Source organism: Saccharibacillus sp. CPCC 101409 (genome assembly GCF_030518235.1).
Taxonomy (GTDB): Bacteria; Bacillota; Bacilli; order Paenibacillales; family Paenibacillaceae; genus Saccharibacillus.
Map to the genome: position 1 here is coordinate 16,148 of NZ_JAULSA010000017.1, position 18,705 is coordinate 34,852.

Annotated in this window: 12 protein-coding genes; 10 read left to right on the top strand and 2 right to left on the bottom strand. The window is 60.2% G+C overall.

Going from position 1 to position 18,705, the window contains the following annotated elements:
- The first annotated feature begins 168 nt into the window (after positions 1-168).
- From QWJ34_RS23270 to QWJ34_RS23285, 4 genes are all read left to right on the top strand, one after another.
- Positions 169-954, top strand: coding sequence for a glucose-1-dehydrogenase (locus QWJ34_RS23270; RefSeq protein ID WP_302731535.1), 786 nt, complete (start codon positions 169-171; stop codon positions 952-954).
- 124 nt (positions 955-1,078) lie between these two features.
- Positions 1,079-2,779: a glycoside hydrolase family 13 protein gene (locus tag QWJ34_RS23275; RefSeq protein WP_302731498.1), complete on the top strand. Its 1,701-nt coding sequence runs from the start codon at positions 1,079-1,081 to the stop codon at positions 2,777-2,779.
- A 297-nt stretch (positions 2,780-3,076) separates the two neighbouring features.
- Complete coding sequence (gene arfA, locus QWJ34_RS23280) at positions 3,077-4,600, top strand: arabinosylfuranosidase ArfA (protein WP_302731499.1); 1,524 nt, start codon at positions 3,077-3,079, stop codon at positions 4,598-4,600.
- A 13-nt stretch (positions 4,601-4,613) separates the two neighbouring features.
- On the top strand, positions 4,614-6,101 hold the full coding sequence (locus QWJ34_RS23285; RefSeq protein ID WP_302731500.1) for an alpha-N-arabinofuranosidase: 1,488 nt from the start codon (positions 4,614-4,616) through the stop codon (positions 6,099-6,101).
- A gap of 44 nt (positions 6,102-6,145) precedes the next feature.
- On the opposite strand, the gene QWJ34_RS23290 is transcribed toward QWJ34_RS23285, so the two are convergent.
- Complete coding sequence (locus QWJ34_RS23290) at positions 6,146-6,976, bottom strand: CPBP family intramembrane glutamic endopeptidase (protein ID WP_302731501.1); 831 nt, start codon at positions 6,974-6,976, stop codon at positions 6,146-6,148.
- Positions 6,977-7,144: 168 nt separating this feature from the next.
- On the opposite strand from QWJ34_RS23290, the gene QWJ34_RS23295 reads away from it, so the two are divergent.
- The 3 genes from QWJ34_RS23295 (at position 7,145) to QWJ34_RS23305 (ending at position 9,588) form a co-directional block, all read left to right on the top strand.
- On the top strand, positions 7,145-8,077 hold the full coding sequence (locus QWJ34_RS23295) for a manganese-dependent inorganic pyrophosphatase (protein WP_302731502.1): 933 nt from the start codon (positions 7,145-7,147) through the stop codon (positions 8,075-8,077).
- Between the two features lie 19 nt (positions 8,078-8,096).
- Positions 8,097-8,486 (top strand): hypothetical protein, encoded by a 390-nt coding sequence (locus QWJ34_RS23300; RefSeq protein ID WP_302731503.1) that lies wholly within the window; start codon positions 8,097-8,099, stop codon positions 8,484-8,486.
- A 343-nt stretch (positions 8,487-8,829) separates the two neighbouring features.
- A complete protein-coding gene (locus tag QWJ34_RS23305) occupies positions 8,830-9,588 on the top strand; it encodes a DeoR/GlpR family DNA-binding transcription regulator (RefSeq protein ID WP_302731504.1) in 759 nt (252 codons plus the stop codon).
- 149 nt (positions 9,589-9,737) lie between these two features.
- Here QWJ34_RS23305 and QWJ34_RS23310 read toward each other — a convergent pair whose 3' ends face one another.
- Complete coding sequence (locus tag QWJ34_RS23310) at positions 9,738-12,011, bottom strand: putative bifunctional diguanylate cyclase/phosphodiesterase (protein ID WP_302731505.1); 2,274 nt, start codon at positions 12,009-12,011, stop codon at positions 9,738-9,740.
- Positions 12,012-12,495: 484 nt separating this feature from the next.
- Between QWJ34_RS23310 and QWJ34_RS23315 the strand changes: the two genes are divergently transcribed.
- The 3 genes from QWJ34_RS23315 to QWJ34_RS23325 all read left to right on the top strand — a co-directional run bounded on the left by QWJ34_RS23315 (position 12,496) and on the right by QWJ34_RS23325 (position 18,704).
- Positions 12,496-15,642 (top strand): PAS domain S-box protein, encoded by a 3,147-nt coding sequence (locus QWJ34_RS23315; protein WP_302731506.1) that lies wholly within the window; start codon positions 12,496-12,498, stop codon positions 15,640-15,642.
- A gap of 251 nt (positions 15,643-15,893) precedes the next feature.
- Positions 15,894-16,676 carry an NAD-dependent epimerase/dehydratase family protein gene (locus QWJ34_RS23320; RefSeq protein ID WP_302731507.1) on the top strand — a complete coding sequence of 261 codons (783 nt, stop codon included), beginning with the start codon at positions 15,894-15,896 and terminating at the stop codon, positions 16,674-16,676.
- A gap of 24 nt (positions 16,677-16,700) precedes the next feature.
- Positions 16,701-18,704 carry a zinc-ribbon domain-containing protein gene (locus tag QWJ34_RS23325; RefSeq protein ID WP_302731508.1) on the top strand — a complete coding sequence of 668 codons (2,004 nt, stop codon included), beginning with the start codon at positions 16,701-16,703 and terminating at the stop codon, positions 18,702-18,704.
- Position 18,705 lies beyond the last annotated feature (1 nt).

The following is an 18,705-nucleotide window of genomic DNA, read 5'->3' on the forward strand; positions in this document are numbered from 1 at the left end:
TTCGTCTGTTTGCGCTGTTATGGCCTCGGGAGCTTCCTTCTGATCTTACTATACACGCCGAATCTTAACCGAAGCTTAAGTCCGGGGGCTTTTTTGAAAAGCGATTATCGCAAAGGGGGTTTATTCATCGGCGTTCGGGTGTACAAATAAAGAGAAGGAGGGATGGATATGTATCCGGACCTGGAAGGAAAGACCGCGATCGTGACCGGTGCCGCGTCGGGGCTCGGCAAGGCGATCGCCCTGCGGCTGGGCCGCGAGAAAGCCAACGTCATCATCAACTATCACAGCAACCACGACGGCGTGGAAGACATGATTAAGGAGATCGGGCAGGCCGGCGGCAAAGCGATCGAAGTGCAGGCGAGTTCCTCGGAAGAGGAAGGCGTCAAGAAGCTGATCCAGGCCGCGCACGACAACTTCGGCGGGCTCGATATCATGATCAACAACGCCGGCAAGGAGAACGAAGTCGAATCGCACAAGATGCCGCTCGACGACTGGAACAAAGTCATTGAGCTGAATTTGACGGGGTACTTTCTCGGCAGCCGCGAGGCGATCGCCTACATGCTCGAACACGGCATCAAGGGCACGGTCATCAATATGTCCAGCGTCCACGAGATCATACCATGGCCTCACTTCGTGCATTACGCGGCCAGCAAAGGCGGGGTCAAGATGATGACCGAGACGCTTGCGCTGGAGTACGCGCCCAAGGGCATCAGGGTGAACGGAATCGGCCCGGGCGCGATCAACACGCCGATCAACAAAGAGAAATTCGAAGATCCGGAGCAGAAAAAACAGGTCGAGAGCATGATCCCGATGGGATATGTAGGCGAACCGGAGGAAATCGCCGCGGTCGCGGCCTGGCTTGCATCGTCGGAATCCAGCTACGTGACGGGTATCACGCTGTTTGCCGACGGGGGTATGACCAAGTATCCGTCTTTCCAGGGAGGAAAGGGATAACCGGCGTCTGCCCGAACGGACGGGGTTGTGTAAATGAGGCAGAAGCGGAAGGCGTCTTGAACAGGGCAGCCCTTCCGCTTCTTTTGGTTCGTTGATTTTCCGGAAATCGGGAGGAGGAGCAATCATGCAGGCGAATGTGAATCCGAAATGGTGGAAAGAAAGCGTCATCTACGAGATTTATCCGAAAAGCTTCATGGACTCGAACGGGGACGGCGTCGGCGATCTGGCGGGCATTGTGTCCAAGCTGGATTATCTGCGCGAACTGGGCGTGAATGTGCTGTGGCTGACGCCGATTTACGGCTCTCCGGATCAGGAAGGCGGTTACGATATCAGCGATCACCGGGCGATCATGGACAAATTCGGCACGCTGGACGATTTCGATCGGCTGCTCGGCGAAGCGCACGAACGCGGCATGAAGATCATGCTGGAGATGCCTTTGAACCATACGTCCGACCGACATGCCTGGTTCGAAGAATCGCGGGCCTCCAAGCAAAACGACAAACGAAATTATTATATATGGCGCGAAGGCCGGGGCTCGGGCTATCCGAACAACTGGGGCTCGTACTTCGGCGGTTCCGTATGGGAGTTCGATCAAGACACCGAAGAGTATTACATGCATTTGTACGGCAAAAAACAGCCGAATCTCAATTGGGAAAACGAGCGGCTGCGCGAAGAATTGTATCAGGTCGTCAAATTCTGGGCGGACAAAGGCGTGGACGGCTTTCATTTCAACTCGATCGCGCATATCGTCAAGACCGAAGGCCATCAAGACAACGACGACGACAATCCGCAGCATCTGCCGGTCGAGCGGGCGTACCAGATGTTCTCCAGTCTGGAAAAAGTGAACGCGATTGCGAATCGCCTGCACAAGGAAAGCGGCGAGGAATACGATATCGTGGTCGTCGGCGAAGCGGCGGGACTCGATCCGGCGCAGACGCTCGACTGCATCGGCGACGAGCCGGGCAAAGCCAATATCGTCATGAATTCCGACCATATGCTGCTGACCCACTCTTCGCAGGGCATCGGCCGCTGGACGAACAAGTCCTGGACGCTGCTCGATCTCAAAAAGGCGGTCAGCCACTGGCAGACGGTGCTGCATGAGCAGGGCTGGAACGCCAACTATCTGGCCGACCACGACCAGCCGCGCGGCGTCTGCCGGTTCGGCCATACGGGCGAGTACCGCGAGCTGTCGGCGAAGATGCTGGCGACGTTCCTGATGACGCTCCAGGGCACGCCGTCGATCTACCAGGGCGAAGAGCTGGGCATGATCGGAGGCGGGTTCCATACGGAGGAAGATTTCCGGGACGTGGAGACGCTGAACTACCTGGCTTTTGCGAAAAGGACGGGGATCGATCCGGAAGAAGCGCTCAAAGTGGCGAGGCGCAACACGCGCGACGCCGGACGCACCCCGATGCAGTGGGACGCTTCGGCGAACGCCGGCTTTACGACCGGCGAGCCGTGGATCGGCCTTGCGCCGGGACATGAAGAAGTCAACGCCGAAGCCGCGGTCGCCGATCCAAATTCGATCTATCATTATTACCGCAAGCTGATCGAGCTGCGCAAAGTCAGCCCGACGCTGCTGTACGGCGAGTACAAGCTGCTGCTGCCGCTCGATACGGATATTTACGCGTATACGCGCACGTTCGAAGACGAGACGCTGCTCGTCATCTTGAACTTTTTTGCGGGCACGCCGCATTTCAACTGCCCGGAACGGCTGTGCGAGCGTCCGCGCGAGCTGCTGCTCGGCAACTACGAGCCGGGCGAGGTCGAAGGACATTCGTTCGAGCTGCGGCCTTACGAGGCGGCGGTATACCGGTTGGGATAACAGGAACACAGAGAGCCGCTTCGCGCGCCGATATGGCGTGAACGAGGCGGCTTTTTCAAGGTGAAGCCTTATTCTATAGTTAATATATATATTAATTAATCGTATTATAATTGACATTTGATTAACCTCCGTGTACCATGAGTGGCATAAAGGTTCTTTGGCTTATAAAAACGGAAACGGCATGGGGTAAAGCGGCAATCGCTTTGAGAAGCCGGCCGTATTTGTAAGCGTTTTATTTCATCGTTGCCGGAAAGTCTTTCTTCATTATTTTGCAGATAGAAAGGATGAATAAACGGTATGGCAGCATCCAACCTGAAAGCCGGAATGATCGTCGATAAAGCATTTCGCATCTCCGAGATCGACGAGCGTATTTACGGATCGTTTATCGAACATTTGGGACGGGCCGTATACGGGGGGATCTACGATCCGGGACATCCGACGGCGGATGAGCATGGATTCCGCGGCGACGTCAAGCAGCTGATCCGCGATCTGCGCGTGCCGATCGTGCGCTACCCGGGCGGCAACTTCGTCTCGGGCTATGACTGGGAAGACGGCGTGGGTCCGGTGGCGGACCGGCCGAAGCGGCTGGAACTGGCCTGGCGGACGCTGGAGCCGAACGAGGTGGGCACGAACGAATTTATGCGCTGGGCCAAAGACGCCGGCACCGACGTCATGATGGCGGTCAATCTGGGCACAAGAGGCATCGACGCGGCGCGCAATCTGGTCGAGTACTGCAACCATCCGGGCGGCAGCCGCTACAGCGATCTGCGCAGGCAGCACGGATTCGCGGAGCCGCACAAGATCAAGATGTGGTGTCTGGGCAACGAGATGGACGGACCGTGGCAGATCGGGCACAAGACGGCGGAAGAATACGGACGCCTCGCGCTCGAAACGGGCAAAGCGATGCGCTTGATCGATCCGGACATCGAACTCGTGTCCTGCGGCAGCTCCAGCACCGGCATGCCGACTTTCCCGTCGTGGGAAGCGGACACGCTGGACCATACCTACGAGGTGGCCGATTTCGTGTCGCTGCACCAGTATTACGGCAACCGCGACAACGATACGGCGAATTATCTGGCGCGCGGCATGGATATGGACCACTTTATCCATACGGTTATCGCGACCACGGACTACATCAAAGCCAAGAAGCGCAGCAAAAAAACGATGAAGCTCAGCTTCGACGAATGGAACGTGTGGTACCACTCCAACGAAGCGGACGCGAAGATCGACCGCAATCCGTGGACCGTCGCGCCGCCGCAGCTCGAAGACGTGTACAACTTCGAAGACGCGCTGCTCGTCGGCAGCATGCTGATGACGTTCCTGCGGCGCGCGGACCGCGTGAAGTCGGCCTGCCTCGCGCAGCTCGTCAACGTCATCGCCCCGATCATGACGGAGAACGGCGGACGATCCTGGAAGCAGACAATCTACTATCCGTATCTGCACGCTTCCGTGTACGGCCGCGGCGTCTCGCTCAAACCGGTCGTCGATTCGCCGAAGTACGACGCGCAGGACTATACCGACGTGCCGTATCTGGACACCGCCGTCGTGCATAACGAAGAGGAAGACACGCTGACGATCTTCGCGCTGAACCGTCACCTGACCGAAAGCCTCGACCTGACCTGCGACGTGCGCAGCTTCGAAGGCTACGCGATCGAGGAACATATCGTTCTGGAAAGCGACGATCTCAAAGCCGTCAACACCGCCGATTCGGAACGGGTGGCCCCGCACAATCGCGGTGCTTCCGAACTGAAAGACGGCATCGTGAGCGGACGTCTGGCGAAAGCTTCGTGGAACGTGATTCGCCTGCGCAAGCGGGCATAGGGAGGAACTTGACATGACCAAAGCATCGGTAGTCGTCAACGCCGACGTGGCGCTGGGCACGATCGACCGCAATATTTACGGACAGTTCGCGGAGCACCTGGGACGCTGTATCTACGAAGGACTCTGGGTCGGCGAAGACGCCGAGACCCCGAATATCGACGGCATCCGCAAAGACGTGCTGGAAGCGCTCAAGAACCTGAGCATTCCGGTGCTGCGCTGGCCGGGCGGCTGCTTCGCCGACGAATATCACTGGAAAGACGGCGTAGGCCCGCGCGAAGGACGCAAACGGATGGTCAACACCCACTGGGGCGGCGTGGTGGAGAACAATCATTTCGGCACGCACGAATTCTTCCGTCTGTGCGAGCTGCTGGAGACCGAGCCGTATATCTGCGGCAACGTCGGCAGCGGCAGCGTGCGGGAGATGTCCGAGTGGGTCGAGTACATGACGTTCGACGGCGAATCCCCGATGGCGAAGTGGCGGCAGGAGAACGGGCGCGAGAAGCCGTGGAAGCTCAAATACTTCGGCGTCGGCAACGAGAACTGGGGCTGCGGCGGCAATATGCGGGCGGAGTACTACGCCGACGAATACCGCCGCTACCAGACGTATTCGCGCAACTACGGCGACAACAAGCTGTTCAAGATCGCGGGCGGGCCGAACGTGGACGATTACCACTGGACCGAAGTGCTGATGCGCGAAGCGGGCCGCCATATGGACGGGCTCAGCCTGCACAACTACACGATCGCCGGAAGCTGGGAAGAGAAGAAGCAGGCGCTCGATTTCGAAGAAGACGGCTGGTTCGAAGTGATGAAGAAGTCGCTGCACATGGACGAGCTGATTACGCGCCACAGTACGATTATGGACAAATACGATCCCGAGAAGCGCGTATCCCTGATCGTCGACGAATGGGGCACCTGGTTCCTGCACGAGCCGGGCACCAATCCGGGCTTCCTGTACCAGCAGAATTCGCTGCGCGACGCGCTGGTGGCCGGGCTGCATTTCCACATCTTCCACAAGCATCACGAACGGGTGAAAATGACGAATATCGCGCAGATGGTCAACGTGCTCCAGGCGATGATCCTGACCGAAGGCGACAAGATGGTGCTGACCCCGACATACCACGTGTTCGAAATGTTCAAAGTGCATCAGGACGCCGAAGTGCTGCAAATGTCGGTGGACAGCGGCGATTACGAGCTGAACGGCGACTCCGTTCCGCAGGTCAGCGTCTCGGCGTCGCGCAAAAACGGCGAAGTGCATATCAGCCTGTGCAACGTGAATCCGTCGGCCGAAGCGGGCGTGAGCCTCGATCTGCGCGGCATCGGAGCGGACGGGCAGGTAAGCGGACGCGTGCTGACTTCGGACGTGATGCAGGCGCATAACACGTTCGAGCAGCCGGATACCGTCAAGCCGCAGCCGTTCGAGAATTTCGAGCGCGGCGAAAGCGGCGCGCTGTCCGTTACGCTGCCGCCGATGTCGGTAACGGTGCTGACGATCCGGGGCTGATGGCCGCCTCGATCCGCATAGAAAACAAAGCGACCCCATTCTCCTTAGTCGGAGGTTGGGGTCGCTGCCGGTTTATGGCGCATTAACGTGCGGGGACCGTAAACGGCCGTAATCCCGAGCGCCGCCGCGCCCAGCAGAATCGCGGTGACGGCCGGGCTGTAATAAGATCCGTTGACCGGGAAGAGCTGCCAGCAGACATTGATCGTCATATGAAAAAGGACGGCCGACAGCAGGCTTCTTCCGGAATTGAGATACAGCCATACGATGAGCACGCGAAGCGCGACGGTGCCCAGCGACCAGAAAAAGATCCACTCGGCGGAGCGGCCGACCTGCACAAGCGGAATAAGATGATACGCAACGGAAAACAGACCGAGGGCGAGGCCCGTGCCGAAAGCGCCGAAGCGGTCTGCCAGAAGATCGGTCGCATAACCCGTCCAACCGATTTCTTCGCACCAGGCGCCCGCGAAAAACAGCAGCAGGTAGGAGAAAAACTGGATCGCCGTAAACTGCGGAGCCGGTACGTCGGTTCCGGAAATCCGGAGCCAGAAAAAGGCGCATAAACTGACAAACGGCATAATCAGAAAGATCGGCAGGTACCAGGCCTTGGGCCGCACGCTTTTCATATCCAGACCGGCGCGAAGCAGCCGGATCGCGCTCCGCCCGCCCTGCTGCCGGCCGGTCAGGATGAGCGCCGCGGCCGCCGGACAGACCACCATCAATGCGTCGATCGGCAGGCCCGGCAGCAGCTGCACCGCCATCCATTCTCCCAGCAGCCAGAACGGCAGGCTCAATCCGATTACCGCCGCAAAAAAAATGCCCGGGGTTCCCCGCTTCGTTTCAAACGGCCGCTTATGCGAAGATCTCGCTCCACCCATGGTTTCTCCTCCTGACGTGTCGTGCCGGTTCTCTTCTACTTTATCATCGAATGCGGGAATCCGGCCGGAGGTATTGTGACAGTCGGGATAAAAAGATGTTTCCAAACTGGAATTAATGATATAATTAACATCGGAATTCAGGAGATAAGCTCTGAGGAGGCGTAAACCATGGCAAAAGTATTGGTTTTTGGTCATAAGAATCCGGATACGGACACGATCGCGTCGGCGATCGCCTATGCGGAACTGAAGAAGCAGCTCGGCGTGGACGCGGAAGCGGTCCGTCTGGGCGAAGTGAACGGCGAAACGGCTTACGCGCTGAAGCACTTCGGCGTCAAGGCTCCGCGTCTTGTCGAAACGGTCGCAAACGAGTCGGAAGGCGTTATTCTCGTCGACCACAACGAGCGTCAGCAAAGCGCGTCGGACATCGCGGACGCGCACGTGCTGGAAGTGATCGACCATCACCGCATCGCGAACTTCGAGACGGCGCACCCGCTTTACTACCGCGCCGAGCCGGTCGGCTGCACGGCGACCATCCTGAACAAGCTGTACAAAGAGAACGGCGTCGAGATCCGCAAGGAAATCGCCGGACTGATGGTATCCGCCATCGTGTCCGACTCCCTGCTGTTCAAGTCCCCGACCTGCACCGAGCAGGACGTCGCGGCGGCGAAAGAACTGGCCGAAATCGCGGGCGTGGACCTGGACAAATACGGCCTCGACATGCTCAAAGCCGGCGCCGACCTGAGCGGCAAAACGGCGAAAGACCTGATCTCCATCGACGCCAAGGAATTCACGATGGGCGGCAGCAAAGTCGAAATCGCGCAGATCAACGCGGTCGACGTGGACGAAGTGCTGACGCAGCAGGCCGAGCTGGAAGCGGCGCTGAACGAAGCGATCGAGTCCAAAGGCCTCGACCTGTTCGTGCTGGCGATCACCGACATCCTGAACAACGACTCCGTGGCGCTTGCGCTGGGCGGCAAAGCCGATGCGGTCGAACGCGCCTACGACGTGAAGCTTGCGAACAACAAAGCGCTGCTCAAAGGCGTCGTGTCCCGCAAATCGCAGATCGTGCCGGTGCTGACCAAAGCGTTCGAGCAGGCGTAAGCGAGCAGGAAAAAAAGTTTTGACCGCCGAGTCCGATACGGGCCGCGGCGGAAGCGGCTTTGCGCGCAGAGAAGCCCGGCTGGAAAGGGAACCCTTTCCGCCGGGCTTTTTCGGCGCGTTTTCGCGTGGAATCATCCGGATGCAGCGCATCTCCATACCTCCGCCGGCGCAGCCGCTCTTCCATTTTTATCAACGTGTCCTTTATGATGGAAAAGGGGAGAGCCTGCCGACACAAGCCCGCACATTCCGCTTTCCCACTCCGAAACGATCTGGCGGTGGAAATGTTGAAAGTGGAAATGTTGAAAGTAGGGCGTGTTTTAAAACTTCGAAGGAAGCAGATTTGACTGAATTTTTGTTCGATGCAAGGAACTTTTCCGAAGGCGTGCCGGGGCACGTCGAGGGAAAGTGACGCGGCCTTTGAATGAAGCGTACACGCTTTAGGTACGGTTCATTAGCGGGCGGAAAGGCAGGTAAAGATGCACTTCTGTAAGTTTTAAAACACGCCCTAGTTAGAGGCTTCAGAATATCGGCGATGATTGCGGCTGTCGCGTTCGCCGGAGAGCTGCGCCTCAGGACCGTCGAGTGCCTGATTGGATCGATCGTTTGTTTTTGCCTGTCGGTCGTCGCGACTTTTCTGGTCTGAATCCGTTCCGTTCGCGCGCCGAATCCTCTATACTGATGGGAAGAGCGGTCCGGACGCGGATGGAGAGCCGGGCTTTCAAGCGACGAATGAAGAAAACGAGGGGATATAGATGCTGGGATTTGAACGACGGGAGAAGATTATCGAGTTTCTGCGCCGGGACCAGAAAGTGTTCGTGGCGGCGCTGAGCGCGCTGTTCGAAGTGACGGAAGAAACGATCCGCCGCGATCTGGAGAAGCTGGAGAAAGAGGGAATCGTCACGCGGACGTACGGCGGAGCGGTGCTCAACGTGCATACCAACGAAGATCTGTCCTACCAGACGCGCCATACGACCAATTTGCAGGAAAAAAACGATATCGCGCGCAAACTTTCGCGGCTCGTGTCCGACGGCGATACGCTGATGGCCGACCCGAGTTCGACCGTGTTCGAAGGACTGCGGGAGCTCGGCAATGCCAGGAAAAACCTGACGCTGATTACGAACTCCAGCATTATTTTCACCGAATACGCCAAGCTGAGCCACACCGTCATCTCGACCGGAGGCACGCTGCGCCCGCATTCCAACTCGCTCGTGGGTCCGGTGGCGAACGAGACGGTGTCGAAGTACGTGGTCGATACCGCGCTGTTCAGCTGCAAAGGGCTGTCGGCGGAGCACGGCATAACCGATTCCAACGAGCCCGAAAGCGAACTGAAGCGGCGTATGCTGGCGCAGGCGCGCCGCACGGTGCTGCTGGCCGATCATACCAAATTCGACAAAGTGGCGTTCGTGAAGCTGTTCGATCCGGGCGCGGTCGACTTCCTCGTGACCGACCGCCGGCCTTCGGACGAATGGCTGGAGCGGCTGGAGAAGGCGGGCGTCGAAGTGATCTTCTGATTTGTGTGAAAAAACGACCGCAAGCGCGGCTTTCGTGCCTTGAACCGGTACGAAAGCGCGCATGCGGCAAAAAGGCCGCCCGAGTCGTCGGATCGACGCCGGGCGGCCTTTTGATGCAGCGGGGAGCGGTTGAGAAACTCCGCCGCCGGTTACGACACGATCGAACTGTCGGAATAGCTGCAAGCATACACTTCTTCCGCCGGAACGGGCTTGCTATAGTGGAAGCCCTGGGCGGTGAAGCAGCGCAGCTCCCGCAGCAGCTGGGCCTGGTCTTCGTACTCGATGCCTTCGGCGATAATGCTGAGGCCGAGCTGCCGGGCCATCGTGAGGATCATCTCGACGATCGTGCGGCTGTTCTCGTGCGTCGTGATACCTTTGATAAACGAACGGTCGATCTTCAGGCAGTCGATCGGCAGCATATGCAGATAGCTCAGCGAGCTGTAGCCGGTGCCGAAGTCGTCGAGGCTGACCGAGATGCCGACTTTCTTGAACTTGCGCAGGATGGAGATGACCTGCTCTTCGTTGTGCATCATGGCGCTTTCCGTGACTTCAAGCTCCAGCAGGCGGGTGTCGTATTTGAGTTCTTCCAGCGTGGCGAGAATATTCTCGACGATGTCCGTCTGCATCAGGTGGATCTGCGACAGATTGACCGCGACCGGAATCGGCGGCCGGCCTTCGGCGATCCACTCCTGCGTCTGCAAGCAGGCGGTGCGCAGCACCCAGCGTTCCAGCGGCACGATCAGGCCGGATTCTTCGGCGATCGGAATAAACTTGAGCGGAGGCACCATGCCGAGCGTCGGATGGTTCCAGCGCACCAGCGCTTCCAGTCCGACCATGCGGTGGGTGCGGATATCGACCTTTGGCTGATAAAAGAGTACAAGTTCGTCGTTCTCGATCGCCGACTGGAGATCGCGCTCCAGAATCAGCCGCTCGTGGTTCTCCATCGCGCGGCTGCGGTCGAAGTAAGCGAAGCGTCCGCCGCCGCGGCTCTGGGCGTCGTAGCGAGCCTGGTCCGCGTTCTGGAACAGCGTCTCGCTGTCCAGGCCGTCTTCGGGAAAGCGGGCGATGCCGATGCTGGCCGACAGGGCGATCATCTGCTGGCCGACGCGGAACGGCATCATAAACTCGTCGCAGATCCGCTGCGCGATATAGCCGGCATCGCTGTCTTCCGGCAGCACGGCGATAAACTCGTCGCCCGCCGAGCGGGACAGCAGGCTGCCCGAAGGCAGCGATTCGTGCAGCTTGCGGGCGCAGCGGGTAATGACTTTGTCGCCGAAGTCGTGGCCGAACAGATCGTTGATCTTCTTGAACCGGTCGAAGTCGATAAACAGCAGATGGAACGAAGACGGATTCGCTTCTTCCATCAGCAGGTCCACATACTCGCGCGCATGCTTGCGGTTGGTCAGCCCGGTCAGTTCGTCGTGATACGCCAGATGGCGGATCTTCTCCTGGTTTTTCTTGCTGTCCGTTACATTCTTGGCGATACTGTACGCACCGGAGAAGCGTCCGTCCAATATGATCGGCAGCGAAGTCAGGATCAGGTGCAGGGGTTCGCCGTCGATCGTCTCCAGAGAGACTTCGATTTCTTCCGCGGCGCCGTGCAGCGCTCTGTCGTAATGTTCGAACAGCCGTTCCCGGTCTCCCGAGCGCGAATATTCGAACGTATCGGCGGGGGCGTCTTGCCCGATCAGCAGATCGAGCATTTTGCGCGCGCCGTCGTTCAGATCGCTGATATTGCCGTTCGCGTCGAACGCGATCACGCCGTCCGGATTCTGCGCGAACAGCGACATGTAGCGCAGTTCTTTTTCCTGAAGCTCCTTATACTGCTTCGTTTCGTCATCTTCGCGGTAGCGGTCGGCAAAAGCGAACAGGCCCGCCGCGAACGCGAACATAAGAATATAAGGCGTCAGATGGGCGCCCAGGCCCGCCGTTGTAAGTTCGGGCGGGACCGGCGCGGCGGCCAGCGTCAGCACGGGCGACACGATCGCCGCGGCCGCGGCCGCGAATACCAGCGTGTGCAGCGGCAGGCGCTGGAACGTGGTTCCCGTACGGCGCGAGATCATGGTCAGCAGGCGCACCATCGAGAACAGCATCGAGAACAAACCGATACCCGACAATATGGCCGGTTCGAGCCTGTCGTTGACGCTGCCGAAAGCAAAGTAGACGTTGAGATAGCAGAGTACCATAATCAGCAGCGACAGCACGACCGACTTGACGGCCAGATGCAGCATGGCGCTGCGCCCCAGGTTAATCAGCCGGAGCGACAGCAGACAGACGGCGAAACCGGAAACCATGGGCGTAACCAGGTAAGCGAGGTCCGTTTTTACCGAATCGTCGGGCAGCACCGATAACATGCCGAAAAACTGCGTTCCCGCAAAGCCGATGCCCGCAAGCAGCAGCAGAATGGCGGTGGAAGTACTCATTTGGCGTCTCGGGCCGGCACTGCTTTTGGCGACGAAAAAGGTCAGCGCCAAACAGGCGGCTATCGAACAGAATACGCCGCCGGCAAGAAAGATTAAATTTAAGTGAATTAGCTGGAAGTATTCGTTCATGGGGTTCAACTCACTTTGCGAAAAAATCGATTATTATTCTTTATCGACAAAATCCGCGAAAAACAATAGGTTAGGCGAAAAACTATTTTTTCCCGAATATACACGACTTTTTACTGCATCAAAATCAAGCGAAATCAAAACCGGCACTTTTCAATCGGAAAAAATGTCGAATAAATGGTGTTTTGAAGGCTGGCCGGAGAGCGGGGACGCTGCGTTGTTGGTTTATTGCGCAAAAAGATTTTGGATTCGCAAAAAATAAATGTATACTATTGGTAAATGACCGCTCATAGAAGTTCGTCTGCGGAAAGTGCACGGACGTCCAAGCGGAATATGCGGCAGAACGAGGGGAAATAAGATGAGCAAGCAGCCGGAACACGACAACTTTATTTTCGAACGGATCTACGAGCAGTCTCCGGTCGGTATCGCCGTTCTGGCTGTCGGCCGGGGGCGGATCGTGTATGCCAATGCCAAATTCGGCCGGATCTTCGGCTGCGAACCGGACAGTCTGATCGGACTCGAATGCGTATCGGTTCTGGGCGGAAGCGACGTCTGCTCCAGGGACGCCAACGATGAGCGGATCGTCGAAGCGCTCGCGAATCCCGGCGCGCCGCAGGAATTCGAGCGGCGCTGCCGGCACGAGGACGGAAGTTTTATGTGGATTTCTTTTCACATGTCGAAGCTGGATCTGGGGCCGGGAACCGATCCGGGGCTGATCGCCGTGCATGCGCTGGATGTGACCGGCGAGCACCGGCAGCGCCGGCGTTTGCTGGAGAATAATGAAGCTTTCGAGATCATCACCCGCAACACGAGCGAGCTGATTACGCAGTCGGCGCTCGACGGAAGGCTCCTGTACGCCTCGCCTTCCGTGAAGACGCTGATCGGATATACGCCCGAGGAGATGGTGACCCGTCCCCGCTCGGAATTTTACCATTCCGACGATTACGAGGAGGTCCGCCGCATCCCGCTGGAGGAAAGTCTGGGCCGGGTGCACACCCGGCGAATCCGGCATAAAGACGGACGTTATCTCTGGTTCGAGACGATCTTCCAGATGATCCGCGGCGTGGATGGGGAGCCCGACACGATTATGGGCATAGGCCGCGATGTGACGAGCCGCAAGATGTACGAAGAGATGCTCGACGAAGTGCAGCGGATCGCCCATATCGGGTCGTGGGAATGGAATCTGGCCGAGGAGCAGATCTACTATTCGGAAGAGATGCGCCGCGTGTTCGGCGGGCAGCTTGCCGAACGCGAGGACTATCCCGATTCGCTGCAGCGGGTAGTGCATCCCGAAGACCGGGTCAGGGTCGACACCCATGCGCAGAACCTGCTGCGCGGCGAAGGCGAAGGCGAATCGACGCTGCTCTACCGGATCGTGCTGCCGGACCGAACGGTCAAAACGATCCGCAGCCAGTGGGAAACGCAGCGCGCGCAAAGCGGACAGGTCGTGCGGATTATCGGCATGATCCAGGACGTTACCCAGCAGGCGACGATCGAGAACCTGATCCGAGAGAGCGAGCAGCGCTACAAGTCGCTGTTCGATTACAACCCTTCCGGCGTGTACGCTTACGACCTGGACGGACGCTATGTCACGGTGAACGGCAGTCAGGAAGAGCTGACCGGCTACAAAGAAGACGAGCTGATCGGCATTCCGATCGCCGAACTGGCCGTGCCCGAGCACCGGGACCGGGTGGAAACGGGCTTCGAAAGCGTCAAGAACGGCGAAGCGCAGACATACGAAATATGCCTGACGCGCCGCAGCGGCGAGCGGATCGATGTCAGTATTACGAATACGCCGATCATCGTCGACGGCCGCATTGTGGGCGCCTACGGCATCGCCAGCGATATTACGGAGCGCAAACGCCATATGGCGCAGATCGAGAAGCTCAGTTACGAGCATACGCTGATTCTGAACTCCGTTTCCGAAGGGATCTTCGGCACCGACCTGGACGGCAAAGTCGTCTTTATCAACCCGGCGGGCGCGGAGATGCTCGGTTATCGTCCGAACGAGGCGATCGGCGGCCTTAATTTGACGGCGGTGCAGCAGACCGGGCTGGACGCCATGCAGTACAATGTGCAGGATTCGCCGCTGTTCCGCGCTCTGATGACCGGCGAGTCTCACCAGACGTCGGAATCTATTTTCTGGCGCAAAGACGGATCGAGTTTCCTCGTTTCGTACCGGGTGACGCCGCTGTACGATCAGGGCGAGCGCAAGGGAGCCGTCGTCGTCTTCACGGATATTACCGGCGAGCGGGAAATCATCCAGGCCAAAGAATCGGCGGAACGCGCGGACCGGGCCAAGTCCGAATTCCTCGCCGTGATGAGCCACGAGCTGCGCACGCCGATGAACGGCGTGATCGGCATGACGACGCTGCTGGCGGAAACGGAACTGGACGAATCGCAGCGCGCTTACGTGGATATCATTTCCCAGAGCAGCGAAGGGCTGATGCACATCCTGAACGAAATTCTCGATTTCAGCAAGATCGAAGCCGGCAAGATGACGGTAAACGAAGAGCCGATGCAGGTGCGGATGCTGCTCGACCAGGTGCTTGATCTGTTCCTGCCGCGCGCCGCCGAAAAAGGGCTGACGCTGGGCGGGAAAGTGGCTCCGTCGGTGCCGGAAGTGCTGCTCGGCGATCCGCCCAAATTCCGGCAGGTGCTGGTCAATCTGGTCAGCAACGCGATCAAATTCACCGACGCCGGCGGCGTATCGGTCGTGATCGAGCCCGGCTTCTTCCATCAGCCGAGAGCGATGACGCTCGAAGTGTCGGTGTCCGACACGGGCATTGGCATCGCGCCGGACAAGCAGGGACTGCTGTTCCAGTCGTTCTCGCAGATCGAACCGGCGATCAGCCGCAAGTACGGCGGAACGGGACTGGGTCTTGCGATTTGCAAAAAGCTGGTCGAGCTGATGCACGGGTTTATCGGCGTGCACAGCAAGGAAGGGGAAGGCTCGAACTTCCACTTTACGCTGCCGCTCATCGTCCCGGAAGACGAACTTCCGGAGTCGATCGGCGAGAAGCGCGAACTGGCTTCGCCGGAGCCGGGCGAAAGCGGGATTTCGGCGAGAAAAGAAGCGAGGTCCGAAGCGAAGGGCGGAATGTACGGCTCGGACGGGTCGCTTCGCGTCCTGATCGCCGAGGATCATCCGGTCAACCGCCGGCTGCTCGAAGAGATGCTCGTGCGGATCGGCTGCGTCTGCGACCAGGCGTATACCGGCGCGGAAGCGGTCGAAGCGGCGGGGCGCGCCGATTACGATCTTATTTTTATCGATGTGCAGATGCCGCAGATGGAAGGACTGACGGCCGCAGCCGCGATCCGGAAGCTGGCGGGCGGCGCGTCCGCGCCCGTCATGATCGCCGTGACGGCGTTTGCGGGACGCGAAGATTACGAACTGTGCATGCAGGCGGGGATGCAGGACTTTATCAGCAAGCCCCTGTTCGTCTCCGAAGTCGAGTCCCTGGTCGAAAAATGGAGAATGCGGCGGGAACGCCAGGGAGCTTGAAAGAAAGCCGCCGGCTGTCCCGGGTGCTTAGGCGCCGACCGAACAGGCCGTTCTCAAACCGCTCCCGGGCGGTCTTGAGAACGGCCTGTTTGCGCTGCGGACGCTTTTCGGGCCGGCAGAAGGGAGGAAGCCCCTTATACTGCCGGATTTTCAATAAAAATAGATCGAATAAGTTTGCGGATCCCGCCGCTTTCTTCCTTGTTTTGGGTAATGAAGCTTAATCGACAACCAAGAATGGGGAGGGACCTCCGTTGAAGAAAAAACTGCTCATTACCGGCGCCGCCGGCAAGGTCGGCTGGAGCATCGCGCGCAAGCTGCGCGAAACCGGCCGTTACGATATTGTGGCGACCGATTTGGAAGAAGACGCCGAGCGGGACATCGCGTCCCTCGACGTGACGAACGCGGAGGATGTGCGCCGCCTGGCGGAAGGCGTCGACACGATCCTGCATATCGGCTGGGCGGAGGACGACGAAGATTTCCTGGGCAAGGTCCTGCCCGTCAATGTGACGGGCGCTTACCATATTTACGAAGCCGCCAGGGAGAACGGCGTTCGCCGGGTGGTGTTCGCCAGCTCCAACCACGCGACCGGCTTCTACCGGGCCGGCGAGAACGTCGAACCGGAAGACCCTTACCGGCCGGACAGCTTCTACGGCTTGAGCAAATGCTATATCGAACTGCTCGGCCGCCTGTACGCCGACAAGCACGGCATTTCTTCCTTCAACGTCCGCATCGGGAACTACCCCGGCAACCGGCCTCCGGCTTCCCGCCGGGCGCTCAAGATCTGGATCTCCGAGCGGGATCTGGCCTCGCTGTTCGCCTGCTGCGTCGAAGCGGACCCCAAGATCGATTTTCTCAGTCTGTACGGAACGTCCGCCAACTCGGACAACTATTACGATATCGCCTATTTGAAAGACTTGATCGGCTACGAGCCGCAGGACGACGCCGCGGAGCTTCAAGCGGAAGCGGAGCGCCTGTACGGCGGATTGAAAGACGACGAGCAGCCGCTGCAGGGCGGGGGCTTTACAAACCGCTAAACGCGGAAAAGGGAGGTGGCGAATATGAGATGCACGGAATGCGGGGCGGAGATCCCGGAAGGCAGCCGTTTCTGCAACGAGTGCGGAGCGGAGCAGCCGGAATCTTCGAGAAGCGGGGCAGAGCTTAAAGACGAGCGGGAAGACTTCGCGCCGCAGCAGGCTGCGGCGGAGACGGAATTCGCGGCGGCGGAAGTCGAAGCCGATGCGGCGGCGAAGGAAGAGCGCGACGCTGCCGCACGGGAGGCCGGAGCTTTGGAACCGGAGGCATCCGGCCCGGAGGACGGACAGGCACCGGAGTGGACGGCCGCGCTGCGGGAAACGGCCGGGGCGGGGGCGTCGGCGGCGCATGAGCCGCAGGAACGCCGGACGGAAGCGCCCGGCGGACAGCCGGTCGGCCGGGTGGATCTGCATAAAGCCGCGCCGCTGGTATCGGGCGGCGCGGCGGCGGCAGGCCCGGCGGCCGGCGAAGAGACGAAGCGGCCGGGATTTCGGGCCGCTTCGGCGGAAGCGGCAGAGGCTGCGCGGCCGAACCGGCGGGCGGAAGCCGGAGAAGCCGCCGGGGCCGGAGCCGAAGCGGCGCAGCTGTCGGCCGCTCGCGAGACGGCCGCGCCGCCGGCCGGCGAGAGCCGGCTGGAATCTGCCGGCCGCCGGGAAGAACGGCCGCCGGCCGAAGCGGCGCGCTACAATGCGGCGCCGCCGGCATCGCGGCCGGCGGCAGGGCCGCCCGCGGGCGCGGAGCCCGGCGCGGGCTGGATCGGCACGGCGCCGTACGCGCACATGCCGTCCGGCTCCGCTGCTTACGCGGAGCGGGGGGCTTCGCCGGCGCCGGGCGATGCGGCGCAGGAGCCTCTTGCCGTCCGGCTGACGCAGGGCGGCGGAGACGGCGCGGCGGGAGCGCCGCCGCAGATGTGGCCCGTGGGCGGGCAGCGCGGCTATGCGCCGCCGGCTTCGGCCGCGCAGACTTCGGCGGCCGGGCGCCCCGCGCCTCGGGGCGGCGACAAGCGCAGAAGCCCGCTCGCGTGGCTGGCGCCGGTTCTGCTGGGCCTGGCGGCGGCCGGCCTGCTCACGGCGCAGGTGTCTTACGAGCGCGGCGTCAACGGCGAGGCGGCGGCCGATCAGCAGGGCGCGGCGCAGGCGGCGCTGGGCGGCAATTACGAGATTGCCGAGGCGAAGCTGGACGAGGCGCTGGAGCGGCGTCCCGACGATCCGGGCTTGAAGACGGATCTGCAAACGGTGCAGGACGTGCGCCGGCTCGACGGGCGTCTCGGCGAAGCGCAGCAGCTGATAACGTCGGGCAGCGCCGAAGAGGCGCAGAAGATCCTGGGCGAAGTGGAGAACGAGCTGGGCGACCGCAAGAGCGGCGCGTACGACCGGGTGCGGGAGCGCCTGAACCGGCTGCGCGAGCGCACGGCGCTCGCCGGCATCCGCGGCGAAGCCGAGCGTGCCGCCACGCTGGACGAGCTGGCCGGACTGTTGAAGACGGCGAGCGCTTCTCCTTCCGCGGAGAAGGAAGGCGTAGTGGGCCTGATTACGAACCGGATCGTGGACGTGACGGGCGACGAAGCGGAAGCGGCGATTGCGAGCGGCAGCTATTACGAAGCCGCGGCCGTGATCGACGAAGGGCGCGGTTACGCGCCGGAATCGGAGCGTCTGATCGAGCTTGAGAAACAGGTGTCGGCGCTCGCTTCCAAAGAGAAGTCGTCCATGCCGGAGCTGGCCCGGTTGACCGGCGCGCAGCTGCGCGAAGACGGCGCCGAGCTTGCGCTTGCCGATCTGCGGCAGGCGGAGACCGGACGCGGATTGTCGTTCTCCGGCATGCTGACCAATACGACGGATCAGGCGATGTACGACCTGCTGGTCGAATACCGTATCTACAGCCCCGAAGGTTCTTTCCTGGGCGAGGATTGGACGGAAGTGCGTCCGGCCGACCTGAAGCCCGGCGCAAGCGGGAACTTCGCCGCCGCATCGTCGGAAGCGCCCGACGATGCGATCGTCGTGATCGATTCGGTCAGCTGGTACAGAGAATAAA